Below are 22,065 nucleotides of genomic sequence, written 5' to 3' on the forward strand. Positions count from 1 at the left end.
GACGTAGTTAAGGTGTGGGCTGAGATAGCCGGCGATATCTGTGGGGCAGCCCGTGCGTGATTACCTGCTGACACTCTGTGTCACGGCCGCGGTGACCTATCTGCTCACCGGCCCGGTGCGGAAGTTCGCCATCGCGGTCGGGGCGATGCCCGCGATCCGTGCGCGTGACGTGCACCGAGAACCGACACCGAGGCTCGGTGGCATCGCCATGTTCGGCGGGCTGTGCGCCGGACTGATCGTCGCGGCCCATCTGTACAACCTCGACGCTGTGTTCCAGCAGTCCAGCGAACCGCGGGCGCTGCTCTCCGGCGCCGCGCTGATCTGGCTGATCGGCGTCCTCGACGACAAGTTCGAGATCGATGCGCTGATCAAGCTCGGCGGGCAGATGATCGCCGCCGCGGTCATGGTCATCCAGGGGCTGACGATCCTGTGGCTGCCGATCCCCGGCATCGGCACGGTCGCGCTCACTCAGTGGCAGGGCACGCTGCTCACCGTCGCGCTGGTGGTCATCACGATCAACGCGGTCAACTTCGTCGACGGCCTGGACGGTCTGGCGGCCGGCATGGTGTGCATCGCCTCGGCCGCGTTCTTCCTCTACACGTACCGGCTCTGGTACGGGCACATGATCGAGGCGGCCGCCCCCGCGACGCTCTTCACAGCGATCCTGATGGGCATGTGCCTCGGCTTCCTGCCGCACAACATGCATCCCGCCCGGATCTTCATGGGTGACTCAGGCTCGATGCTGATCGGTCTCGTGCTGGCCGCCGGCGCGATTTCTGTCACGGGGCAGGTCGACCCGGACGCGATGAAGCTCTTCGCGGGCAGCGAGCGGGAGGCCACGCACGCGATGCTGCCGGTCTTCATTCCGCTGCTGCTGCCGCTGACGATCATCGCGATCCCGGCCGCGGACCTGGTGCTGGCGATCGTCCGGCGCACCTGGAAGGGCCAGTCGCCGTTCGCCGCGGACCGCGGCCATCTGCACCACCGGCTGCTGGAGATCGGTCATTCGCACAGCAGGGCCGTGCTGATCATGTACTTCTGGTCGGCCCTGATCGCCTTCGGTGCGGTCGGCTACTCCGTGCACTCGGCGTCGCTGTGGATCGTGCTGGTGGTCATGGGGCTGAGCGCGGTGGGTCTGGTCCTGCTGCTGATGCCCCGCTTCACGCCGCGCGCCCCGCGCTGGGCGGAGCGCTTCGTGCCGCCCCGCTACCGCCGCTGGGACCAGCGGGGCAAGAGCTCCGGAGCCGCGCCCTCAGTCGCGCACGAGGCGCAACAAGAGCCCCGGGAACCGCAGATGGGGCAGGAGGGGCACGAGCCGCAGGAGCCGGTACGCGTCGTCATCGGTGTCTCCGGCGTCAACGGAGCGACCGCGATCGGACCCCGTTCGCGTTCTTCGGAAAGTCGTAAGGCTGATTCCGCCCGCTGACAATTCGGGTATCAGGGGGCAATACCAGACAGGGTGTCGAGTTGCCTTGCTCACACGCGCGGAGTAACTCTCATGTGTGACGGCAAGCACACTTTCTTAGTAAAGACCTCATCAAATAGTTTGTGATACCGTTCACTAGGCCCGGTGACGCAGCCGACGGACCCCAGTGAGGCGGTCCACTGGCCCGAGGTATCGACTCGGACCGGGCCTACGCTCGTCCATGACGACACACTGCCCACCCCCTGCAAGCGGAGCTGCCGCCATGCCGTCCAACGACGTCCGGACTCTCCTCCAGACCGCCGTCCCCACCGCTGTCGCCGGTGCTGTTGCCGCCGCGATCAGTGGTGGCGTGGCCGGCGGCAAGGGAGCCCTGGGCGCGGTCGTCGCGACGATCGTGGTGATTCTCTTCATGGGGATCGGGCTCGCTGTCCTGCAGCGGACCGCCAAGTCCTTCCCTCAGCTGTTCCAGGCGATGGGGCTGATGCTCTACACGGCACAGCTCCTGCTGCTGTTCATCTTCGTCGCGGCCTTCAAGAACACCACGATGTTCAACCCGAAGGCCTTTGCGATCACGTTGGTCGCGACCACGCTCGTGTGGATCGCCGCACAGGCGCGCGCGCACATGAAGGCCAAGATCCTTTACGTCGAACCCGAGTCCGACAAGGGTGAAAAGCCCAAGAACACGGGGTCCAAGTCGTGAAGGGTAGGGGCGGGATAAGCGCGGGTTCACAACCCTGCTATCGTCCGGTTCCAACTGCGGCACTGCGGGCGCGGGCATGTGAGCTGACGCCTGCTCGATCGCGAGGCTCAATGCCTGACTGCCGCCCACACATCCGATACACCAGTCCAGTGCCGAACCGCGGCTGCGCGCCGCGCCGACACAACGAGGTTGCCGTACCTATGCGCCACGCTGAAGGAGCCCGCGGTGAGTGCTGACCCGACACAGGTGCTCGCCTTCGAGACCGATTGCCACATCTTCGCCGACAACGGTTGTGGTTTCCCGGCACCCGGCTTGCACTCGTTCCTGTTCGAGCCCCTGTGGGGCAACGGGGACAGCAACTTGTACTTCAACAAGACGATGCTGCTGGCGCTGCTCGGCTCGATCATCATCGTCGGCTTCTTCTGGGCGGCTTTCGCCAAGCCGAAGATCGTTCCGGGCAAGCTGCAGATGGTGGCCGAGGCCGGCTACGACTTCGTACGCCGAGGTGTCGTCTACGAGACGATCGGCAAGCGCGAGGGCGAGAAGTACGTCCCGCTTGTGGTCTCCCTGTTCTTCTTCGTCTGGATGATGAACCTCTGGTCCATCATCCCGGTCGCCCAGTTCCCCGTGACGGCGATCATCGCGTACCCGGCCGCGCTCGCCGCGATCGTGTACGTCCTGTGGGTCAGCCTGACCTTCAAGAAGCACGGTTTCGTCGGAGCCTTCAAGAACTTCACCGGCTACGACAAGTCCCTCGGCGCGGTTCTGCCGCTCTCGATGACCATCGAGCTCTTCTCGAACCTGCTCGTCAGGCCGTTCACGCACGCCGTCCGGCTCTTTGCCAACATGTTCGCGGGCCACACCCTGCTGCTGCTCTTCACGATCGCCAGCTGGTACATGCTCAACGGCATCGGCATCGCCTACTCGGGTGTCTCGTTCGTGATGGTCATCGTGATGACCGCCTTCGAGCTCTTCATCCAGGCTGTCCAGGCCTATGTGTTCGTCCTGCTGACCTGCAGCTACATCCAGGGCGCTCTCGCCAAGGGCCACTGAGCACCCCACCTCCTGAAGCACCCGGTGGCCAACCCCCACCGGACCAAGAAAGAGAAGGAAGAACCGGCATGTCTGCTCTCCAGACCCTCGCCGCCACCAGCGTCGAAATCAAGGGCAACCTCGGCTCCATCGGTTACGGCCTCGCCGCGATCGGCCCCGGCGTCGGCGTCGGCATCATCTTCGGTAACGGCACCCAGGCGCTCGCCCGTCAGCCCGAGGCTGCCGGCCTGATCCGCGCCAACCAGATCCTCGGCTTCGCCTTCTGTGAGGCGCTCGCCCTGATCGGTCTGGTCATGCCGTTCGTCTACCCGACCTCCTGACTGGTCGCGAACAGACCATTCGACGGAAGGCACTGACGTGAACCCTCTGGTTCAGCTCGCGGCGGAGAAGCCGGAAAACCCGCTCATCCCGCCGATCCCTGAGCTCGTCATTGGCTTCATCGCCTTTGTCATCGTCTTCGGCTTCCTCGCCAAGAAGCTCCTCCCGAACATCAACAAGGTTCTGGAAGAGCGTCGCGAGGCCATCGAAGGCGGTATCGAGAAGGCCGATGCGGCCCAGACCGAGGCCCAGAGCGTGCTTGAGCAGTACAAGGCTCAGCTCGCCGAGGCCCGCCACGAAGCCGCGCGCCTGCGCCAGGAGGCACAGGAGCAGGGCGCCGTGATCCTGCAGGAGATGCGGGCGGAAGGCCAGCGGCAGCGCGAGGAGATCATCGCTGCCGGCCACGCCCAGATCGAGGCCGACCGCAAGGCCGCGGCTTCCGCGCTGCGCCAGGACGTGGGCAAGCTCGCCACCGACCTGGCCGGCAAGCTCGTCGGCGAGTCCCTCGAGGACCACGCCCGGCAGAGCGGCACCGTCGACCGTTTCCTCGACGAGCTCGAGGCGAAGGCCGAGGCTGTCCGATGAACGGCGCGAGCCGCGAGGCACTGGCTGCCGCACGTGAGCGTCTCGACGCGCTGACCGACCACACGTCGGTCGACGCGGCGAAGCTCGCCGAGGAGCTGGCCGCCGTAACGGCGCTGCTCCAGCGCGAGGTCTCGCTGCGACGGGTCCTGACCGACCCGTCGCAGGCCGGCGAGGCCAAGGCCGAGCTGGCCGGACGACTGCTGCGCGGTCAGGTGGGCGGCGAGACCGTCGACCTGATCTCCGGCATGGTCCGCTCGCGCTGGTCGCAGTCGCGTGACCTGGTTGACTCGGTCGAGGAACTGGCGAACACCGCAGATCTCACCGCCGCCCAGCGCAGCGGGGATCTCGACGACGTCGAGGACGAGCTCTTCCGGTTCGGCCGGATCGTGGCTTCCGACAAGGAGCTGCGCGCCGCGCTCACCAACCGGTCCGCGTCCACCGCCGCCAAGGGCGAGCTGCTGCGCAGCCTGCTCGGCGGCAAGGCGCGGCCCACCACCGAGCGCCTCGTCGTGCGGCTTGTGACCCAGCCCCGGGGACGTAGCCTGGAAGCGGGACTCGACTCCCTCTCCAAGCTTGCCGCGGAGCGCCGGGACCGCCTGGTCGCCGTGGTCACGTCGGCAGCGCCCTTGAGCGATCAGCAGAAGCAACGCCTCGGCGCCGCACTGACGAAGATCTACGGCCGGCCGATGCACCTGAATCTCGACGTGGACCCGACGGTCCTCGGCGGGATCGCGGTACGGGTCGGTGACGAGGTCATCAACGGCACCATCGCGGAGCGCCTCGACGAGGCGACCCGTCGCATGGCCGGCTGACAAGCGCAGCAACAGAACAAGCAAGACCAGCGGCCCGGTTGGGCCGTGCAGAAATTGCAGAAGATTCCTGGGGGTCGGCCCCCAGACCCCCTTAAGAAACTTCGGGCCCAACAAGGAGAGCAGGGAACCCAGATGGCGGAGCTCACGATCCGGCCGGAGGAGATCCGGGACGCGCTGGAGAACTTTGTCCAGTCGTACAAGCCGGACGCGGCCTCGCGCGAGGAGGTCGGTACGGTCAGCGTTGCCGGCGACGGCATCGCGAAGGTCGAGGGTCTTCCCTCGGCCATGGCGAACGAGCTGCTGAAGTTCGAGGACGGAACCCTCGGTCTCGCCCTCAACCTCGAGGAGCGCGAGATCGGTGCGATCGTTCTCGGCGAGTTCAGCGGAATCGAGGAGGGCCAGCCGGTGCAGCGCACCGGTGAGGTGCTCTCCGTCGGCGTCGGCGAGGGTTACCTCGGTCGCGTCGTCGACCCGCTCGGCAACCCGATCGACGGTCTCGGCGAGATCGCGACCGACAGCCGCCGCGCCCTCGAGCTGCAGGCCCCTGGCGTCATGGTCCGTAAGTCGGTGCACGAGCCGATGCAGACCGGCTACAAGGCCGTCGACGCCATGGTGCCGATCGGCCGCGGCCAGCGTCAGCTGATCATTGGTGACCGTCAGACCGGTAAGACCGCTCTGGCCGTCGACACGATCATCAACCAGCGCGACAACTGGCGCTCGGGCGACGTGAACAAGCAGGTGCGCTGCATCTACGTCGCCATCGGTCAGAAGGGCTCCACCATCGCCTCCGTGCGGGGTGCCCTGGAAGAGGCCGGCGCGCTCGAGTACACGACCATCGTCGCCGCCCCGGCGTCCGACCCGGCCGGCTTCAAGTACCTTGCGCCGTACACCGGTTCGGCCATCGGCCAGCACTGGATGTACCAGGGCAAGCACGTCCTGATCATCTTCGACGACCTCTCGAAGCAGGCCGACGCCTACCGCGCCGTGTCGCTGCTGCTGCGCCGTCCGCCGGGCCGTGAGGCCTACCCGGGCGACGTCTTCTACCTCCACTCGCGTCTGCTGGAGCGCTGCGCGAAGCTCTCCGACGAGATGGGCGCCGGTTCGATGACGGGCCTCCCGATCGTCGAGACCAAGGCGAACGACGTGTCGGCGTTCATCCCGACCAACGTCATCTCCATCACCGACGGCCAGTGCTTCCTGGAGTCCGATCTGTTCAACGCCGGTCAGCGTCCGGCCCTGAACGTCGGTATCTCGGTCTCCCGTGTCGGTGGCTCCGCCCAGCACAAGGCGATGCGCCAGGTCTCCGGCCGTCTCCGTGTCGACCTCGCCCAGTACCGCGAGCTGGAGGCGTTCGCCGCCTTCGGTTCCGACCTGGACGCGGCCTCGAAGGCGTCGCTGGAGCGCGGCAAGCGCATGGTCGAGCTGCTGAAGCAGCCGCAGTACAACCCGTACCCGGTCGAGGAGCAGGTCGTCTCCATCTGGGCCGGCACCACCGGCAAGATGGACGACGTCCCGGTCGAGGACATCCGTCGCTTCGAGAGCGAGCTGCTGGAGTACCTGCGCCGCGAGCGCAAGGACCTCCTGACCAGCATCGCCGAGGGCGCCAAGATGTCCGACGACACGCTGCAGTCGGTCGCCGACGCGGTGGCCGCCTTCAAGCAGCAGTTCGAGACCTCGGACGGCAAGCTTCTGGGCGAGGGCTGATCGATGGGCGCTCAGCTTCGCGTTTACAAGCGCCGCATTCGCTCCGTCACCGCCACGAAGAAGATCACCAAGGCGATGGAGATGATCGCCGCTTCGCGCATCGTCAAGGCGCAGCGTCAGGTGGCGGCGTCGACGCCGTACGCGACCGAGCTCACCCGTGCGGTGACCGCGGTGGCGACCGGCTCCACCACCAAGCACCCGCTGACCACCGAGGCCGACGCTCCGGCACGGGCCGCGATCCTGCTCATCACGAGCGACCGCGGTCTGGCCGGCGGTTACTCCTCCAACGCCATCAAGGCGGCGGAGCGACTGACCGAGCGCCTGCGCGGTGAGGGCAAGGAGGTCGTCACGTATGTGATCGGCCGCAAGGGTGTCGCCTACTACGGCTTCCGTGAGCGCAAGATCGCGGACTCGTGGACCGGCTTCACCGACAGCCCGACGTACGCGGATGCGAAGCGGGCTGCGGCCCCGCTGATCGAAGCGGTCACCCAGGCGACCGCCGAGGGCGGCGTGGACGAGCTGCACATCGTCTTCACCGAGTTCGTCTCGATGATGACGCAGAATCCGGTGGAGAGCCGGATGCTGCCGCTCAGCCTCGACACCACGAAGGATGAGGACAGCAAGGGCGAGCTCCTGCCGCTCTTCGACTTCGAGCCGTCGGCGGAGGACGTCCTCGACGCCCTGCTTCCGCGGTACGTCGAGAGCCGGATCTACAACGCGCTGCTGCAGGCCGCTGCTTCCGAGCACGCTGCCCGCCGTCGCGCGATGAAGTCGGCCACCGACAACGCCGGTGAGCTCATCAAGAGCCTCTCCCGGCTTGCCAACGCGGCCCGACAGGCCGAAATCACCCAGGAAATCAGCGAGATCGTCGGTGGTGCCAGTGCGCTGGCCGACGCGACCGCGGGGAGTGACAAGTAATGACGACCACAGTTGAGACGGCCGTTGCCACGGGCCGCGTCGCCCGGGTCATCGGCCCGGTCGTCGACGTGGAGTTCCCCGTCGACGCGATGCCGGAGATCTACAACGCGCTGACCGTCCAGGTGGCCGACCCGGCCGAGAACGGCAAGCTCAAGAAGCTGACGCTCGAGGTCGCCCAGCACCTCGGCGACGGCGTGATCCGTGCGATCTCGATGCAGCCCACCGACGGTCTGGTCCGCCAGGCCCCGGTGACCGACACGGGTACCGGCATCACGGTGCCGGTCGGCGAGATCACCAAGGGCAAGGTGTTCAACACCCTCGGTGAGATCCTGAACAAGCCCGAGGCCGAGGCCGAGGTCACCGAGCGCTGGCCGATCCACCGCAAGGCGCCCAACTTCGACCAGCTCGAGTCGAAGACCGAGATGTTCGAGACCGGCGTCAAGGTCATCGACCTTCTCACCCCGTACGTCAAGGGTGGAAAGATCGGTCTGTTCGGTGGTGCCGGTGTCGGCAAGACCGTTCTGATCCAGGAAATGATCTACCGCGTGGCCAACAACCACGACGGTGTGTCGGTGTTCGCGGGCGTCGGCGAGCGCACCCGTGAGGGCAACGACCTCATCGAGGAAATGGCCGACTCGGGCGTCATCGACAAGACGGCGCTTGTCTTCGGTCAGATGGACGAGCCCCCGGGCACCCGTCTGCGTGTCGCGCTGGCCGGTCTGACCATGGCGGAGTACTTCCGCGATGTGCAGAAGCAGGACGTGCTCTTCTTCATCGACAACATCTTCCGGTACACCCAGGCCGGCTCCGAGGTCTCCACGCTGCTCGGCCGTATGCCGTCCGCAGTGGGTTACCAGCCGAACCTGGCCGACGAGATGGGTCTGCTGCAGGAGCGCATCACGTCGACCCGTGGTCACTCGATCACCTCGATGCAGGCGATCTACGTCCCCGCGGACGACCTGACCGACCCGGCCCCGGCCACCACCTTCGCCCACCTCGACGCGACGACGGTTCTCTCCCGTCCGATCTCCGAGAAGGGCATCTACCCGGCCGTGGACCCGCTGGACTCCACGTCCCGGATCCTGGACCCGCGCTACATCGCGCAGGACCACTACGCGGCCGCCATGCGTGTCAAGGGGATCCTCCAGAAGTACAAGGACCTCCAGGACATCATCGCGATCCTCGGTATCGACGAGCTGGGCGAGGAGGACAAGCTCGTTGTCCACCGTGCCCGTCGTGTCGAGCGCTTCCTGTCGCAGAACACCCACGTCGCCAAGCAGTTCACCGGCGTGGACGGTTCGGACGTTCCGCTCGAGGAGTCGATCGCCGCGTTCAACGCGATCTGCGACGGTGAGTACGACCACTTCCCGGAGCAGGCGTTCTTCATGTGCGGTGGCATCGAGGACCTCAAGGCCAACGCCAAGGAGCTCGGCGTCTCCTGAGCCTGTGGCTCACCGAGGGGGGCGGGTGCGTCCCGTCCCCCTCACCACGCCCCGTAGAATTGACCCAACACCCGGCTCCAACGGCCGGGTGGTGACCCGAGGAGCCACTCTTGGCTGCTGAGCTGCACGTCGAGCTGGTCGCCGCGGACCGCAGTGTCTGGTCCGGCGAGGCCACCCTGGTCGTCGCGCGTACCACGTCCGGCGACATCGGCGTCATGCCCGGTCACCAGCCGCTTCTCGGTGTGCTGGAATCGGGCCCGGTGACGATCCGTACGAGCGACGGCGGGACCGTGGTCGTCGCTGTGCACGGCGGTTTCATCTCGTTCGCGGACGACAAGCTTTCGCTGCTGGCGGAGATCGCCGAGCTGGCGGACGAGATCGATGTCGAGCGCGCCGAGCGTGCGCTGGAGCGTGCGAAGTCGGACGCGGACGACGCCGCCGAGCGTCGCGCCGATGTGCGAATCCGCGCGGTGGCGGTGCGTTAGGCACCCCGCCGAATGTCTTTATCCTCAGCCGCGGCCCGAGCTGGAACTCTCCAGACCGTGCCGCGGCTGAGGCGATGCAGGTGCAGGTGCAGTCCGGGTGGTATCCGTTACTCGACGATGCGAGGAGGTCGGTGGAGATGGTCCTCGCTTTGTGGGTGTGCGGCCTGGTCGTCGTACTGGTTGCGGTGGGTCTCTTCGTCTTCGGTCTGCGCCGGCGGCTGATCCAGCGCTCCGGTGGCACCTTCGACTGCAGCGTGCGGTGGAACGTGTCGGCCGAGCCCGATCTCTCGGGCAAGGGCTGGGTGTACGGCGTTGCGCGCTACAGCGGTGACCGTATCGACTGGTTCCGTGTCTTCTCGTACGCTCCCCGGCCCCGCCGGGTCCTTGAGCGTTCCGCGATCGAGGTGATCGACCGACGGCTGCCCGAGGGCGAGGAGGAGCTCGCGCTGCTCTCCGACGCCGTCGTGCTCGGCTGTCTCCACCGGGAGACGCGCCTGGAACTGGCGATGAGCGAGGACGCCCTGACCGGTTTCCTCGCCTGGCTGGAGGCGGCTCCGCCCGGCCAGCGAGTCAATGTTGCTTGAGACGGGCCTCGCCCGAAGGGGTCCCGGGCCATGTCCGGGGCGGGGTGAACGTCGCCTGAGGCCCGTAACGGCAGGCGCTGCACGGACACCACGCACCACACGGACAGCAGCACAGCGAAAGACCGGGGAGACAGGGGGCGGACCTGTCTCCCCGGCTGCTTTCCGGGGTCGTGCGCTGATCCCGAAGGGGATCGTGGGGGTTACTTCAGGCCGCTGTTGATCGCGCTCACGAGCTCACCGTTGCTGGTGTCGCCGCTGAACTCCCAGAAGAACGCGCCTCCCAGGCCCTGGCCCTTCGCCCAGGTCATCTTGGACGCGATGGTGGCCGGGGTGTCGTAGCTCCACCAGTTGGTGCCGCAGTGCGCGTACGCCGTGCCGGCGATCGTGCCGGTGGCCGGGCAGCTGGTCTTGAGGACCTTGTAGTCCTCGATGCCCGCCTCATACGTACCGGGGGCCGCACCGGTGGCGGTGCCGCCGGGTGCGTCCTGGGTGACGCCGGTCCAGCCGCGGCCGTAGAAGCCTATGCCCAGCAGCAGCTTCGAGGCGGGGACGCCTTTGGCCTTCAGCTTGGCGAGCGCGTCGGACGCGTTGAAGCCGGCCTGCGGGATGCCGCTGTACGAGGTGAGCGGGGAGTGCGGGGCCGTCGGGCCCTTGTCCGCCCACGCGCCGAAGAAGTCGTACGTCATCACGTTGTACCAGTTCAGGGACTGGGCGGCGCCGGCGTAGTCGGCTGCGTCGATCTTGCCGCCGTCCGAACCGTCGGCGGTGATGGCGGCCGTCACCAGGTTGTTGCTGCCGAACTTCGAGCGCAGTGCGGTGGTGATGTTCTTCAGTGCGGCCGGGCCGCTGGTGTCACAGGTCAGACCGCAGGCGTTGGGGTACTCCCAGTCGATGTCGATGCCGTCGAAGACATCGGCCCAACGGGGGTCCTCCACCAGGTCGTAGCAGGACTGGGCGAACGCGGCCGGGTTCTTCGCCGCCTCGCCGAAGCCGCCTGACCAGGTCCAGCCGCCGAAGGACCACAGGACCTTGATGTTCGGGTACTTCGCCTTGAGCTTGCGCAGCTGGTTGAAGCTGCCGCGCAGCGGCTGGTCCCAGGTGTCGGCGACGCCGTCGACGGACTTGTCGGCGGTGTACGCCATGTCGTAGTCGGCGTAGGCGTCACCGATCGCGCACTTGCCGCCGGTCACGTTGCCGAAGGCGTAGTTGATGTGCGTGATCTTCGCGGCGGAACCGGAGGTGTCCAGGTTCTTGACGTGGTAGTTCCGGCCGTAGACACCCCAGTCGGTGAAGTAACCGAGGTTGACCTTGCTGCCGGTGCCCGGGTCGGGGTTGCCGCCGCCACCGGTGGTGCGGACCTTGACCGCGCCGCTGACCGGACCGGTCTGGCCGGCCGTGTCGCGGGCCCGGACGGTGTACGAGTAGTCGGTACCTGCGGTGAGACCGGTGTCGGTGTACGTCGTACCGGTGACCGTGGCGACCACGGCGCCGTCGCGCAGCACGTCGTAGTTCTTGATGCCGTTGTCGTCGGTGGCCGCGGCCCAGCTCAGCTTCGCCGAGGTGTCGGTGATGGAGCTCGCCGTGGGGGTGCCGGGAGCGGAGGGTGCGTTGTCGCCGGGGACGCTGCCGCCGTCACAGGAGGCACCGTTCAGCTTGCAGCCGGTGGGCGCGCCGGGACCGGCGCCGTTGAAGCCGAAGCTGACGCTGGCGCCGGGGGCGACCGAACCGTTCCAGCCGGCGTTCTTGGCGGTCCAGTGGGTTCCGGAGTTGGTGACGGTGGCGTCCCAGGCGGACGTGACCGACGTGCCGGAGGGGAAGTCCCACTCGATGGTCCAGGAACTGAGCGCGGTGGTTCCGGTGTTCTTCACCGTCCACTGGCCCTCGAAGCCGGTGCCCCAGTCGGTCTTCTTGAGGTACGTGGCAGTCGCGGAGGTGGCGGCCTGGGCCGGGGCGGCCAGTCCGACCATCGCGGCGAGGGGGAGCAGCAGCGCGATGAGGCCTGCCATCGCTCTCGTACGGGTGGTGGTGGCCGGGCCGAATCCGAATCCGGTTCGGCGTAGGGGGGTTTCGGTGCTCAACGGTGCTCCTCGGGTGAGGTCCGGACAAACGGGGGGTGGTCCGTGGACTGCAAACCCTGCGCCGCCCTGAGCCCGCCTTGTCATGGCGTGCTCACCGCAGTGTGCTGGTGAGATTAGGAAGGTCTGGACCAATCGTCAAGAGGTCTGGACCATAGATCGGTTCTCGACCTCAGATGCCCAACTCCTGTGCCAGCACCGCTGCCTGGACCCGGCTGCGCAGATCCAGCTTCCCCAGCAATCGGCTGACGTGCGTCTTCACCGTCGCCTCCGCCATCGAGAGCCGCACCGCGATCTCGGCGTTCGACAGCCCCTTGCCCAGGCATCCCAGTACCTCGCGCTCGCGTCGCGTCAGTGCGTCGAGGACCGCGGGATCGGGTGCGCCGGCCGCTCGCGCCGGGGCGGTCCCGGCGAACTCCGCGATCAGTCTGCGCGTCACGGCCGGGGCGATCATGCCCTCGCCGCGCGCCACCGTACGTACCGCTTCGAGCAGTTCACACGCTTCGGTGTTCTTCAGCAGAAAACCCGCAGCGCCCGCGCGCAGGGCCCCGAAGACGTACTCGTCCAGGTCGAACGTCGTCAGCACCAGCACATCGGCCAGCCCCTCCGCCACCACCTGTCGCGTCGCCGACACCCCGTCCAGCCGGGGCATCGAGACGTCCATCAGCACCAGATCCGGGCGCAGTTCACGGGCCAGCCGCACCGCTGCCTCGCCGTCCGGTGCCTCCCCGACCACCTCGACATCGGGCGCGCTGCGCAGAATCAGTACCAGCCCCGCCCGCACGGCCGACTGGTCCTCCGCAACCAGTACCCGGATCGTCATCCCCTCACCGTCCTTTCTTTGACGGGCAGTTCGGCCCGCACCCGCCATATCCTCGGCCCGTCCCCGGTGGTGACGGGTCCCGCCGCGATCTCGCCGCCCAGCAGCGCGACCCGCTCCTGCATCCCGACGAGGCCTGCCCCCGACCCCGGTGCGCGTGGCCCCGGGCGGTCCCCGAGCACGCTCGTGACCTCCACCGTCAGCAGCTGTCCGGCCCGCCCGAGCCGCACCCCCACCGGGCCCGGCGCGGCATGCTTGAGCGCGTTCGTCAGCGACTCCTGGACGATCCGGTACGCGGCCAGCTCGACCGGGGTCGGCAGCGCCTCCTGCTCGCTGCGGGTGTCCTCGAGGGTGCAGGTCAGCCCACTCGACGCGGCGACCGTACGGGTCTGCTCGATCAGTGCGTCCAGGGCGGCGAGGGTCGGCGCGATGCTCGGTTCCGCCCCCTTGCTCCCGGTGCGGAGCAGCCCGATCAGCCGTCGCATCTCGGCCAGCCCTTCGACGCTGTTCTGCCGGATGACGCCGAGCGCGTCCCGGGTGGTCGAGGCCTCGTCGATGGAGAGCGCAGCGGTGGAGTGGATGGCGATCGCGGAGAGATGGTTGGCGACCATGTCGTGCAGTTCACGGGCCATCCGGGCGCGTTCGGCGGTCACCGCCTGCGCCCGGTCCATCTCGGCCAGCAGCGCCGTCTGTTCGGCGCGCAGCCGGGCGGTCTCCGCGGCGTCCCGGTGGTTCCGTACGCTGACCCCGGTGATCGCGGGCCCGAACGAGACCAGGCCGGAAGCGATGCCGATGAGCAGCGCCTCGGGGCTGCGGAACCTGGCCAGGAACCCGATCGTGACCGCGACCGTGATGAGGAACGTGGTCACCGGGATACGGCGGGCGGCGGCCGGGGACCCGTACACCACCGCCGCGTACACAAGGTCCGTGAACATCAGCACGGTTGCCAGGTTCCCCGGCGTGAACTGATCGGCCATCAGCGTGAGCGTGCCGATGGCCAGCGCCGTCTGGGGCGCCGATCTGCGCAGCAGCTCCAGCGACGACATCATCGCGAGCGGCGCCAGGGTGGCCCACAGGGAGTCGAGGAGCCGGCCGGTCTGCATGGCCAGACCGACGGCCGTCAGGGACAGGCCGCTGAACAGCCCGATGACCGCGATGAGTACGTCGTGGCGGTGCGGGCGGGCAGGAAGGAGCACGTCCCCATCCAACACGGCCGTCGCGCGGCGGTCCTCCCTACCCGGGGCGATACGCCACTACATCGAAGGATGCAGTCGCGGCTCGTCACTGGCGACGACGAAGCGCGCAGGTGGAGCCAGCAGGATGAAGGGGACCGGGAGGAGAAGTGCCGTGATCGTCACGCTGATCGTGTTCTGCGAGATCGCTTTCTGGGTGCTGCTGGCCGCGGGACTCGCGATGCGGTACCTGGCGAAGAAGCCGAGGCTCGGGGCCGCACTGCTGCTGTGCGAGCCGCTGCTGGAGCTCGCGCTGCTGGTGGTGACGGCCATCGACCTGAAGAACGGCGCCCAGCCGGACTGGAAGCACGGACTGGCCGCGGTGTACATCGGCTTCACCGTCGGACTCGGCCACTCGACCATCATGTGGGTCGACGCCCGCGTCGCCCACCGGTTCGCAGGCGGCCCGCCGCCGGTGAAACCGCCGAAGTACGGGATGCCGAGGGCGGTCCACGAGTGGCGGGTCGCGGGGCGGTGGGTGCTCGCGGCGGTGACCGCGCTGGCGCTGCTGCAAGGGGCGATCTGGTACGTGGGCGGGGACGGGGACGTGGCGTCGCTGCGGTCCTGGCAGCAGACGATGCTCTTCGTGATCGGGATCAACCTGATCATCGCCGTGAGCTACACGGTGTTCCCGAAGCGGGCGAAGGCGGAGCGGTAGGGGCCCGTCCCGTCCGGCCGACGTTGTCCTCGAAGGTCGGACGGGACGAAGGGACCCCGTCCTACCGCTCCCCGCCCGGTACCCACAGCACGTCGCCGACTTCCTTGTTCGCCGTCCTCGCGAGGATGAACAGGAGGTCGGAGAGGCGGTTGAGGTACGTCGCGGTCAGCGTGTTCATCACCTCGCCGTGCACCTCCAGCGCCGCCCAGGTGGACCGCTCGGCCCGCCGGACCACCGTGCACGCCTGGTGCAGCAGCGCCGCCCCCGGCGTACCGCCCGGCAGGATGAAGGACCGCAGCTTCTCCAGCTGCTCCAGGAAGTGGTCGCAGTCCGCCTCCAGCCGGTCGACGTAGTGCTGCTCGACCCGCAGCGGGGGGTACTTCGGTTCCTCGACGACCGGCGTCGACAGATCCGCACCCACGTCGAACAGGTCGTTCTGCACCCGGACGAGGACCTTCACGACCTCCTCCGGCAGCTGCCCGAGCGCGATCGCCGTACCGATGACGGCATTGGCCTCATTGGTGTCGGCGTACGCCGAGATCCGCAGATCGGTCTTGGCGGTGCGGCTCATGTCGCCGAGGGCGGTCGTGCCCTGGTCGCCGGTACGGGTGTAGATACGCGTCAGATTGACCATGCGGCCGAGCCTAGTGCCGTGACCGGCATGTTTTCCCCATGGGGAGCGTCGTCCGGGGCGTGCGATCGCAAGGGGGCCGGAAGCCGCGGATCTCGCCGCCCTCGATGCGGAGGTCGATGGAGCGGACCGCTTCGACGGGGACGCGTCCGGTCGCGAAGGTCCGGGCGAGCCCGATGGCGGTGATGACTGGCATGGCACCAGAAAACAGAGTCCATGAAAGTTTGCTGTGGCCCCAAAATTTAAGTGACGTCAGCGAAACTAGGATGGTGCCATGGCAGAGGGACTCAGGGAGCGGAAGAAGCGGCAGACCAGACAGCACCTCTCGGACGTGGCCACCGCCCTCTTCCTGGAGCGCGGCTTCGACACGGTCACCATCGCCGAGATCGCGCAGGCCGCCGACGTCTCAGTGAACACGGTCTACAACTACTTCCCCACCAAGGAGGACCTGTTCCTCGACCGCAGCAGCGATGACATCGGCCGTCTCTCGCGGTACGTGCGCGGCCGCGACCGGGGCGAGTCCGCCGCCGACGCCGTCCTGCGTGAACTGCGCATCCGGGTCGAAGGTGTCTCACCGACGGTCGGGCTGATCGAGGGGTACGAGCGCTTCATGCGGGTCGTCCACGAGGCCGACAGCCTCAAGGCACGCCTCTGGTACGTCCAGCAGGACGCGCTCGTCCACCTGGAGGCGACCCTGCGCGAGGAGACAGGCGCCGGCTCCGGCGACCCGCTGCCCCTGCTGGTGGCCGGTCAGCTCTCCTGGGTCCACTCCACCCTGCTCGGCCACATCGGCCGCGAGATGGTCGCCGGCCGCAAGCCCGCCGAGGTGTCCCGCGAAGCCCTCGTCCTCCTCAACGAGATGGAGGACGTGCTGGGGGACAAGGTGCTCAACTACGCGCGACGCGCTGCCGAATGACGCGTCCCGGTGTGATGTCCGTCATGTGAGACGTGACGCGCATCTCTTCGCCGCCCCAGCGCGCCTCACGGGTACTAATCTCCGCCGGAGAGCATGTGAACAACCGTTAAGAATCCGTCCGGACCGTCGTCGCGGACGACGGCCGTCGGGGCCGAACACAAAGGGGTGCGAACGTGGCCAGGAAGCTCGCCGTCATCGGGGCCGGACTCATGGGGTCCGGTATCGCGCAGGTCTCCGCCCAGGCGGGCTGGGACGTCGTGCTGCGCGATGTCACCGACGCGGCCCTGACCCGTGGTCGCGACGGCATCAAGGCCTCGTACGACAAGTTCGTCTCCAAGGGGAAGCTGGAGGCGGCCGACGCCGACGCCGCGCTGGCCCGCATCACCATGACCACCGATCTCGACGCCGTCGCCGACGCGGACGTCGTCGTCGAGGCCGTCTTCGAGAAGCTCGAGGTCAAGCACGAGATCTTCCGGGCCCTCGACAAGATCGTGCGGGACGACGCCGTCCTCGCCTCCAACACCTCCGCCATCCCGATCACCAAGATCGCGGCTGTCACGGAGCGCCCGGAGCGCGTCGTCGGTGTGCACTTCTTCTCACCGGTTCCGATGATGCAGCTCTGCGAGCTCGTACGCGGCTACAAGACCAGCGACGAAGCCCTCGCCACCGCGCGTGAGTTCGCCGAGTCCGTCGGCAAGACCTGCATCGTGGTCAACCGTGACGTCGCCGGCTTCGTCACCACCCGGCTGATCTCGGCGCTCGTCGTCGAGGCCGCCAAGCTGTACGAGTCGGGCGTTGCCTCGGCCGAGGACATCGACACCGCCTGCAAGCTGGGCTTCGGCCACGCCATGGGCCCCCTCGCGACGGCGGACCTGACCGGCGTCGACATCCTGCTGCACGCCACATCCAACATCTACACCGAGTCGCAGGACGAGAAGTTCGCGGCACCGGAGCTGATGCGCCGGATGGTCGATGCAGGTGACATCGGCCGCAAGAGCGGGCAGGGCTTCTATACCTACTGATCGCATTCGGCCCCCGGCTGCCTGATCCGCCGTCGATCAGGCCCGGGGGAGCCGGGGGAGACTCCCGGCTGCGGTGGACCTTCAGCGGGCCGATGTCACTCCACGGAGTGAATTCGGTATCGGTTCGCTTACAGACGGCAACTTCCCTGTGGCCGGCGCAGTCAGTTGTGGCAGAGACGGAGCAGGGGCAGGGGCAGGAACAGGCAGACGGACCGTCCATGGAGTATTCCCGGGGAGCGCATATGCACATCAGGGGCGACCACACCGAGCTGGTCGTCGGGGGCCGCCTCGACGTCCGGAGCGCGGCGGACGCCCGTACGGTCCTGCACTCCGCCCTCGACGACGGAGTCGGCGACCTGGTGCTCGACCTGACCGAGCTGGACTCCTGGGACGCCACCGGACTGGGCGTCATCATGGGCGCACACCGGAGGGCCGGGCGGGCCGGACGGCGGCTGGTGCTCCGCGGGGTGCCGCCGCAGATGCAGCGCCTGCTGGTGGCGACCCGACTGCACCGCATTCTGGCCATCGAGGGTGGAATCGCCGCAGACTCCCTGCCACGGGTGTAGAGGGCGTCCATCCGAACACGCACAATCCTCACGAGACCGTGACGTCCTGGGCGGCGTGGCACCCCGATGGTTTGTAGATACGGTGCGACGGTCTAGGGTTCGGCCGTCCCCCGAATGACGGAACCCATGGGGCGGACACCGGACCAGAAGCGACAGCGGTGCGTGCGAGGCCGGGAGGGGCAACCGCGCGACGCGTCTGGGGGACTTTGGCGATGGACCCGATACACCGGGGGCCGGAAGATTTCGGCCAGGACAATGACGGCCACGGCGAGGAAAGCGGACGGCGAACGCAGCCCCGCGCGCCGCTGACCAGCGATTTCGGTCAGCAGTCGATGCAGCAGGCGCGTGTCGTGCAGGTCGTCTCCGGCGATCTCCTGCTCACTGTCAACCCGGTCGACGGCAGCGAGGTCGAGCTCCGCCCGCCGGGGCAGCAGCCCCCCGTGCCGGTGCGCCGCAACGCCGCCGAGCGCACCGACCGCGAGCGTGCCGCCGCACCGCCCGTACCACCGGGTCTGCCAGCCCCCCAACTTCCGCTCCTGGAGCGCCAGGAGGAGTGTGAGCGGCTGGTGCGCCTGCTGGCGCGCGGCCGCTCGGTACGGCTCACGGGGCCGGCCGGATCCGGCCGCACGGCGCTGCTGAGCGCCGTCGCCGCCGACTGCGCGGACCTCGCACCGGACGGAGTCGTCCGGCTCTCCGGCCTCAAGCGCACTGTCACGGACCTGCTGTACGGGCTCTTCGAGGCGGTCTACGACGCACCGCTGCTCCGCCCCGACCGCGCCGTACTTCTCGAAGAGCTCCGGTCCATCGGCGCCGTCGTCGTCGTCGACGACCTGGAGTTCGGCGGGGCCGCGCTGGACGAGCTGCTCGACGCGACGCCCGAGTGCGCCTTCCTGCTCGCCACGGCCCCCGACGTACCGGCGCCCACCGCCGACGCGCACGTCGAAGAGGTCTTCCTCGCAGGACTGGGCCGCAGTGCCTCCGTCGCGCTGCTGGAACACGTCGTCGAGCGGCCGCTCACCGACGACGAGGCGAACTGGGCGGGTGACCTCTGGTTCGAGTCCGAGGGGCTGCCGCTGCGCTTCGTCCAGGCGGGCGCCCTGCTGCGCCAGCGCGACATGCTGCGCACCGACCCGACCGCCTACGACGAGCAGGGCTACGTCGAGGACCGGCCCGTCGACGACGTCTTCGCGAAGGGCGCCGATGGGCTGGACGTACAGCTGCCCAGCCTCGGCGAGGGCGCGGCACCCGCCGCACTGCTCGCCTCCCGGCTGAGCGGCCCGGCACGCGACACCCTGCACTTCGCGGTCGCGCTCGGCGGCGAGGTGCCGCACCAGGCGCATCTGCCGGCGCTCGTGGGGGACACCCACGCCGATGCCGCGCTCGGTGAGCTGGCCGGCTGCGGACTGCTCTCCCCGGCCGGTTCCCGCTACCGGCTGGCACCCGGAGTCGTCGCCCAGCTGGAGGCTGCCGGATACGGCGAGGACGCGGACGACCGGGCCCGCACCGCCGCCCAGCACTATGCCTGGTGGGCCGGGCACCCCTCGGTCACCGCCGCCCGCGCTGTCGCCGAGGCCGACGCGATCGTCGCGGCCATGACCCGGCTGGTCCCCGGCGACGGGGCCGGACAGGCCAGCGCCGCCGTGCTGCTGGCCCGCAGTGCCGCCCCCGCCTTCGCGGCCGGGCTGCACTGGAGCGGCTGGGAGAAGACCCTGCGGCTGGGCCAGGAGGCCGCCAGGATCGCCGGTGAGGTCGCGGAGGAGGCCTACTTCCATCACGAGTTGGGCGTCCTCGCGCTCTGCAACGGGAATCCGGACCGGGCCAGGGCCGAACTGGAGACCTCGATCAGCATGCGCGGTGCGCTCGCCGACAAGTCCGGAGCGGTGGCCGGACGCCGGGCACTCGCCCTGGTCGCGGACCGCTCCGGCACGTTGCCCGGCGGCCGCACACCGGCGGGCGAGGAGGTGCCGGCCGCGCGGTACGGCGAATCGGCGTCACCGTCCGGCGGCATACCCGTGGCCGGGCCGATGGTGCTGTCGCGGATGTCCGAGGACGTCACCGCGCTGATACCCCGGGCCGTCCCGGTACCCGGCACCGATGGATTCGGCGGCCGCAAGGCGGTGCTGGGCGGCGCCCGGCGCAATCTGGTCGCGGCGGGCGCGGGCGTCGTGCTGGCCGCGGTGCTCGGCACCGTGGTGACGCTCGGCATGATGCCCAGCAGCGACGCCCGGGACGGCGGAAGCGTCTCGACCGAGCAGTCGGCGGGCGCGGACGACAGCGAGAACGGGCTCCCGGCCGACGAGCCGACGAACGCCTCGACACCGGGCGGGGTCTCGTCGAGCGGCTCGCCCCGGGCGCCGGGACCGTCCGGCAGCCAGGTCACCCCGAGCGGCAGCGGTGCACCGTCCTCCGAGTCGAGCGGGCCGAGCGACAGCCCGAGTTCGGGCCGGCCGACGAGCGGGAGGCCCAGCTCCCCGGGCACGCCCACCACGTCGCCGACCGGGACACCCACGAAGACGCCGACCAAGACGGCCACTCCGACCCCGACGGAGACGGAGACGACCGACTCCCCCACCCCCCCGACCGAGACCCCGACAGACACGACATCCCCGGGCACCTCCGACTCGGCGAGCGGCCCGTCCACGACGGCGAGCGCGTCCGGCAGCTCTCCGGAACCGGACGTGGCCTGAGCGCACGTCCGCGCACGAGGAAGGCCCCGGACCGCACAGCGCGGGTCCGGGTCCTTCCGTGGCGCGGAGGTCGTGGTCAGAACAGGCGGAGCTTGTCGTCCTCGATGCCGCGCATGGCGTCGTAGTCGAGCACCACGCAGCCGATTCCGCGGTCCGTCGCCAGCACCCGGGCCTGCGGCTTGATTTCCTGCGCCGCAAAGATGCCCTTCACCGGGGCGAGGTGGGGATCGCGGTTGAGCAGCTCCAGATAGCGGGTCAGCTGCTCCACGCCGTCGATGTCACCCCGGCGCTTCAGCTCCACGGCCACGGTCTTCCCGTCCGCGTCCCGGCACAGGATGTCGACCGGGCCGATGGCGGTGGGGTATTCGCGGCGGATCAGGGTGTAGCCCTCGCCGAGGATCTCGATCCGGTCGGCGAGGAGTTCCTGCAGGTGCGCTTCCACGCCGTCCTTGATGAGGCCCGGATCGACGCCCAGTTCGTGCGAGGAGTCGTGAAGGATCTCCTCCATCGTGATGATCAGTTTTTCGCCCGCTTTGTTCACCACGGTCCAGACGCCTTCGGTGCCGTCGGCACCCTCCTTCAGGGTGCAGGGCGGTGACATCCAGTTGAGGGGTTTGTACGCCCTGTCGTCGGCATGGATGGAGACGCTCCCGTCGGTCTTCAAGATGACCAAACGCTTAGCGGAGGGCAGGTGGGCGGACAGTCGGCCGACGTAGTCCACGGTGCAACGAGCGATGACGAGACGCATGGGGGTCAGCCTACGGGGCGCACGGGCCCCGCTAGGCCCCGTCTCGGTCGGCCGGGGCCGACTCCCCACCCTGGGATACGAACGTCCCCCTCTGGGGCACGGTGAACACCCGGCCCTCTTCCACCAGGACGGCGATTGCCCGGCGGACCGTGGTGCGCGCCAGGCCGTATTGCTGCACTAGCTGAGTCTCGCTAGCAATGGCCCGCCCCGGGGCCCAGTCGCCCCGTTCGATGCGGGCCTTAATGATCTCCGCCAGCTGCCGGTACGGCGTGAGCGGTGCCCCCTGGTCAATCTCTGCATCCGGATCAATGCCCATGCCTTGACGCTAGGCGTCGGGCTACGTGTCGGCATCTGCAGCTACGTATAGCTACGTAGCGATACAAGTCGATACGATGCGACTACCCGCAAAGGGTGCCCCGGCGGCGCTGTAACGCCCCGGGGCCGGTCGACGCTGATAGGAGCACAGACAGTTGGAAGACTACCGGGATCGGACAACGCTCGACACGACGTCCGCCAACCAATGGGAGTACGCCACCTACGCGCCTAAGGGCGCGACATGTTCAGCCTGCCTCAAGTCGATTAAGCGCCTGGAGCCAGTGAAACGGGGAGGCCTCGAAAGGCCGTCGGGCTCGCCGCTTGTTGTCTACCGGCACACCACGTGCCCGGAAGGGTGACCGCTAATG

At 68.5% G+C, this 22,065-nt stretch carries 22 protein-coding genes; 16 read left to right on the forward strand and 6 right to left on the reverse strand.

Annotation, left to right across the window (positions count from 1 at the left end):
• The first annotated feature begins 40 nt into the window (after positions 1-40).
• The 11 genes from ACGFSA_RS15500 (at position 41) to ACGFSA_RS15550 (ending at position 10,027) form a co-directional block, all read left to right on the forward strand.
• Positions 41-1,426 (forward strand): MraY family glycosyltransferase, encoded by a 1,386-nt coding sequence (locus ACGFSA_RS15500; protein ID WP_393304359.1) that lies wholly within the window; start codon positions 41-43, stop codon positions 1,424-1,426.
• A 262-nt stretch (positions 1,427-1,688) separates the two neighbouring features.
• The gene (locus tag ACGFSA_RS15505) at positions 1,689-2,126 is read left to right on the forward strand and encodes a hypothetical protein (protein ID WP_393304361.1); all 438 of its coding nucleotides are present in this window, start codon (positions 1,689-1,691) and stop codon (positions 2,124-2,126) included.
• A gap of 225 nt (positions 2,127-2,351) precedes the next feature.
• A complete protein-coding gene (gene atpB, locus ACGFSA_RS15510; RefSeq protein ID WP_393304363.1) occupies positions 2,352-3,179 on the forward strand; it encodes a F0F1 ATP synthase subunit A in 828 nt (275 codons plus the stop codon).
• 68 nt (positions 3,180-3,247) lie between these two features.
• A complete protein-coding gene (locus tag ACGFSA_RS15515; protein ID WP_037689279.1) occupies positions 3,248-3,499 on the forward strand; it encodes an ATP synthase subunit C in 252 nt (83 codons plus the stop codon).
• Positions 3,500-3,536: 37 nt separating this feature from the next.
• Positions 3,537-4,082, forward strand: coding sequence for a F0F1 ATP synthase subunit B (locus ACGFSA_RS15520; RefSeq protein ID WP_124716364.1), 546 nt, complete (start codon positions 3,537-3,539; stop codon positions 4,080-4,082).
• On the forward strand, positions 4,079-4,894 hold the full coding sequence (locus ACGFSA_RS15525; protein WP_393304366.1) for a F0F1 ATP synthase subunit delta: 816 nt from the start codon (positions 4,079-4,081) through the stop codon (positions 4,892-4,894). The genes ACGFSA_RS15520 and ACGFSA_RS15525 overlap by 4 nt, the downstream gene beginning before the upstream one ends.
• A 132-nt stretch (positions 4,895-5,026) precedes the next feature.
• The gene (atpA, locus tag ACGFSA_RS15530) at positions 5,027-6,598 is read left to right on the forward strand and encodes a F0F1 ATP synthase subunit alpha (RefSeq protein ID WP_393304368.1); all 1,572 of its coding nucleotides are present in this window, start codon (positions 5,027-5,029) and stop codon (positions 6,596-6,598) included.
• Positions 6,599-6,601: 3 nt separating this feature from the next.
• Positions 6,602-7,516 (forward strand): F0F1 ATP synthase subunit gamma, encoded by a 915-nt coding sequence (locus tag ACGFSA_RS15535; RefSeq protein WP_393304370.1) that lies wholly within the window; start codon positions 6,602-6,604, stop codon positions 7,514-7,516.
• A complete protein-coding gene (atpD, locus tag ACGFSA_RS15540) occupies positions 7,516-8,958 on the forward strand; it encodes a F0F1 ATP synthase subunit beta (protein ID WP_393304373.1) in 1,443 nt (480 codons plus the stop codon). Before ACGFSA_RS15535 ends, atpD begins: the two co-directional genes overlap by 1 nt.
• Positions 8,959-9,068: 110 nt before the next feature.
• On the forward strand, positions 9,069-9,443 hold the full coding sequence (locus ACGFSA_RS15545) for a F0F1 ATP synthase subunit epsilon (protein ID WP_393304376.1): 375 nt from the start codon (positions 9,069-9,071) through the stop codon (positions 9,441-9,443).
• A 137-nt stretch (positions 9,444-9,580) separates the two neighbouring features.
• The gene (locus ACGFSA_RS15550) at positions 9,581-10,027 is read left to right on the forward strand and encodes a DUF2550 domain-containing protein (protein WP_266981437.1); all 447 of its coding nucleotides are present in this window, start codon (positions 9,581-9,583) and stop codon (positions 10,025-10,027) included.
• A 200-nt stretch (positions 10,028-10,227) separates the two neighbouring features.
• Here the strand turns inward: ACGFSA_RS15550 and ACGFSA_RS15555 are convergent, their stop codons facing one another.
• The 3 genes from ACGFSA_RS15555 to ACGFSA_RS15565 form a co-directional block, all read right to left on the reverse strand.
• On the reverse strand, positions 10,228-12,105 hold the full coding sequence (locus ACGFSA_RS15555) for a glycosyl hydrolase family 18 protein (protein WP_393304379.1): 1,878 nt from the start codon (positions 12,103-12,105) through the stop codon (positions 10,228-10,230).
• Between the two features lie 169 nt (positions 12,106-12,274).
• Positions 12,275-12,925 (reverse strand): response regulator, encoded by a 651-nt coding sequence (locus tag ACGFSA_RS15560; RefSeq protein WP_393304381.1) that lies wholly within the window; start codon positions 12,923-12,925, stop codon positions 12,275-12,277.
• Positions 12,922-14,118 carry a sensor histidine kinase gene (locus ACGFSA_RS15565; protein ID WP_393304383.1) on the reverse strand — a complete coding sequence of 399 codons (1,197 nt, stop codon included), beginning with the start codon at positions 14,116-14,118 and terminating at the stop codon, positions 12,922-12,924. The genes ACGFSA_RS15560 and ACGFSA_RS15565 overlap by 4 nt, the downstream gene beginning before the upstream one ends.
• A 151-nt stretch (positions 14,119-14,269) precedes the next feature.
• On the opposite strand from ACGFSA_RS15565, the gene ACGFSA_RS15570 reads away from it, so the two are divergent.
• Positions 14,270-14,812 carry a hypothetical protein gene (locus ACGFSA_RS15570; protein WP_366689520.1) on the forward strand — a complete coding sequence of 181 codons (543 nt, stop codon included), beginning with the start codon at positions 14,270-14,272 and terminating at the stop codon, positions 14,810-14,812.
• Between the two features lie 61 nt (positions 14,813-14,873).
• On the opposite strand, the gene ACGFSA_RS15575 is transcribed toward ACGFSA_RS15570, so the two are convergent.
• Positions 14,874-15,446, reverse strand: a complete 573-nt coding sequence (locus ACGFSA_RS15575; protein WP_393304386.1) for a cob(I)yrinic acid a,c-diamide adenosyltransferase — start codon at positions 15,444-15,446, stop codon at positions 14,874-14,876.
• Between the two features lie 271 nt (positions 15,447-15,717).
• On the opposite strand from ACGFSA_RS15575, the gene ACGFSA_RS15580 reads away from it, so the two are divergent.
• From ACGFSA_RS15580 to ACGFSA_RS15595, 4 genes are all read left to right on the forward strand, one after another.
• Positions 15,718-16,359: a TetR/AcrR family transcriptional regulator gene (locus ACGFSA_RS15580; protein ID WP_393304388.1), complete on the forward strand. Its 642-nt coding sequence runs from the start codon at positions 15,718-15,720 to the stop codon at positions 16,357-16,359.
• Between the two features lie 173 nt (positions 16,360-16,532).
• A complete protein-coding gene (locus tag ACGFSA_RS15585) occupies positions 16,533-17,381 on the forward strand; it encodes a 3-hydroxyacyl-CoA dehydrogenase family protein (RefSeq protein WP_393304390.1) in 849 nt (282 codons plus the stop codon).
• Between the two features lie 242 nt (positions 17,382-17,623).
• Positions 17,624-17,947: an STAS domain-containing protein gene (locus tag ACGFSA_RS15590; protein WP_266981423.1), complete on the forward strand. Its 324-nt coding sequence runs from the start codon at positions 17,624-17,626 to the stop codon at positions 17,945-17,947.
• Between the two features lie 212 nt (positions 17,948-18,159).
• The gene (locus tag ACGFSA_RS15595) at positions 18,160-20,634 is read left to right on the forward strand and encodes an ATP-binding protein (protein WP_393304393.1); all 2,475 of its coding nucleotides are present in this window, start codon (positions 18,160-18,162) and stop codon (positions 20,632-20,634) included.
• A 76-nt stretch (positions 20,635-20,710) separates the two neighbouring features.
• Here ACGFSA_RS15595 and nucS read toward each other — a convergent pair whose 3' ends face one another.
• Complete coding sequence (gene nucS, locus ACGFSA_RS15600; protein ID WP_393304395.1) at positions 20,711-21,382, reverse strand: endonuclease NucS; 672 nt, start codon at positions 21,380-21,382, stop codon at positions 20,711-20,713.
• 31 nt (positions 21,383-21,413) lie between these two features.
• Positions 21,414-21,698: a GntR family transcriptional regulator gene (locus ACGFSA_RS15605; RefSeq protein ID WP_393304397.1), complete on the reverse strand. Its 285-nt coding sequence runs from the start codon at positions 21,696-21,698 to the stop codon at positions 21,414-21,416.
• Between the last annotated feature and the right edge of the window lie 367 nt (positions 21,699-22,065).

The organism is Streptomyces sp. NPDC048496, assembly GCF_043200055.1.
Classification (GTDB): Bacteria; Actinomycetota; Actinomycetes; order Streptomycetales; family Streptomycetaceae; genus Streptomyces.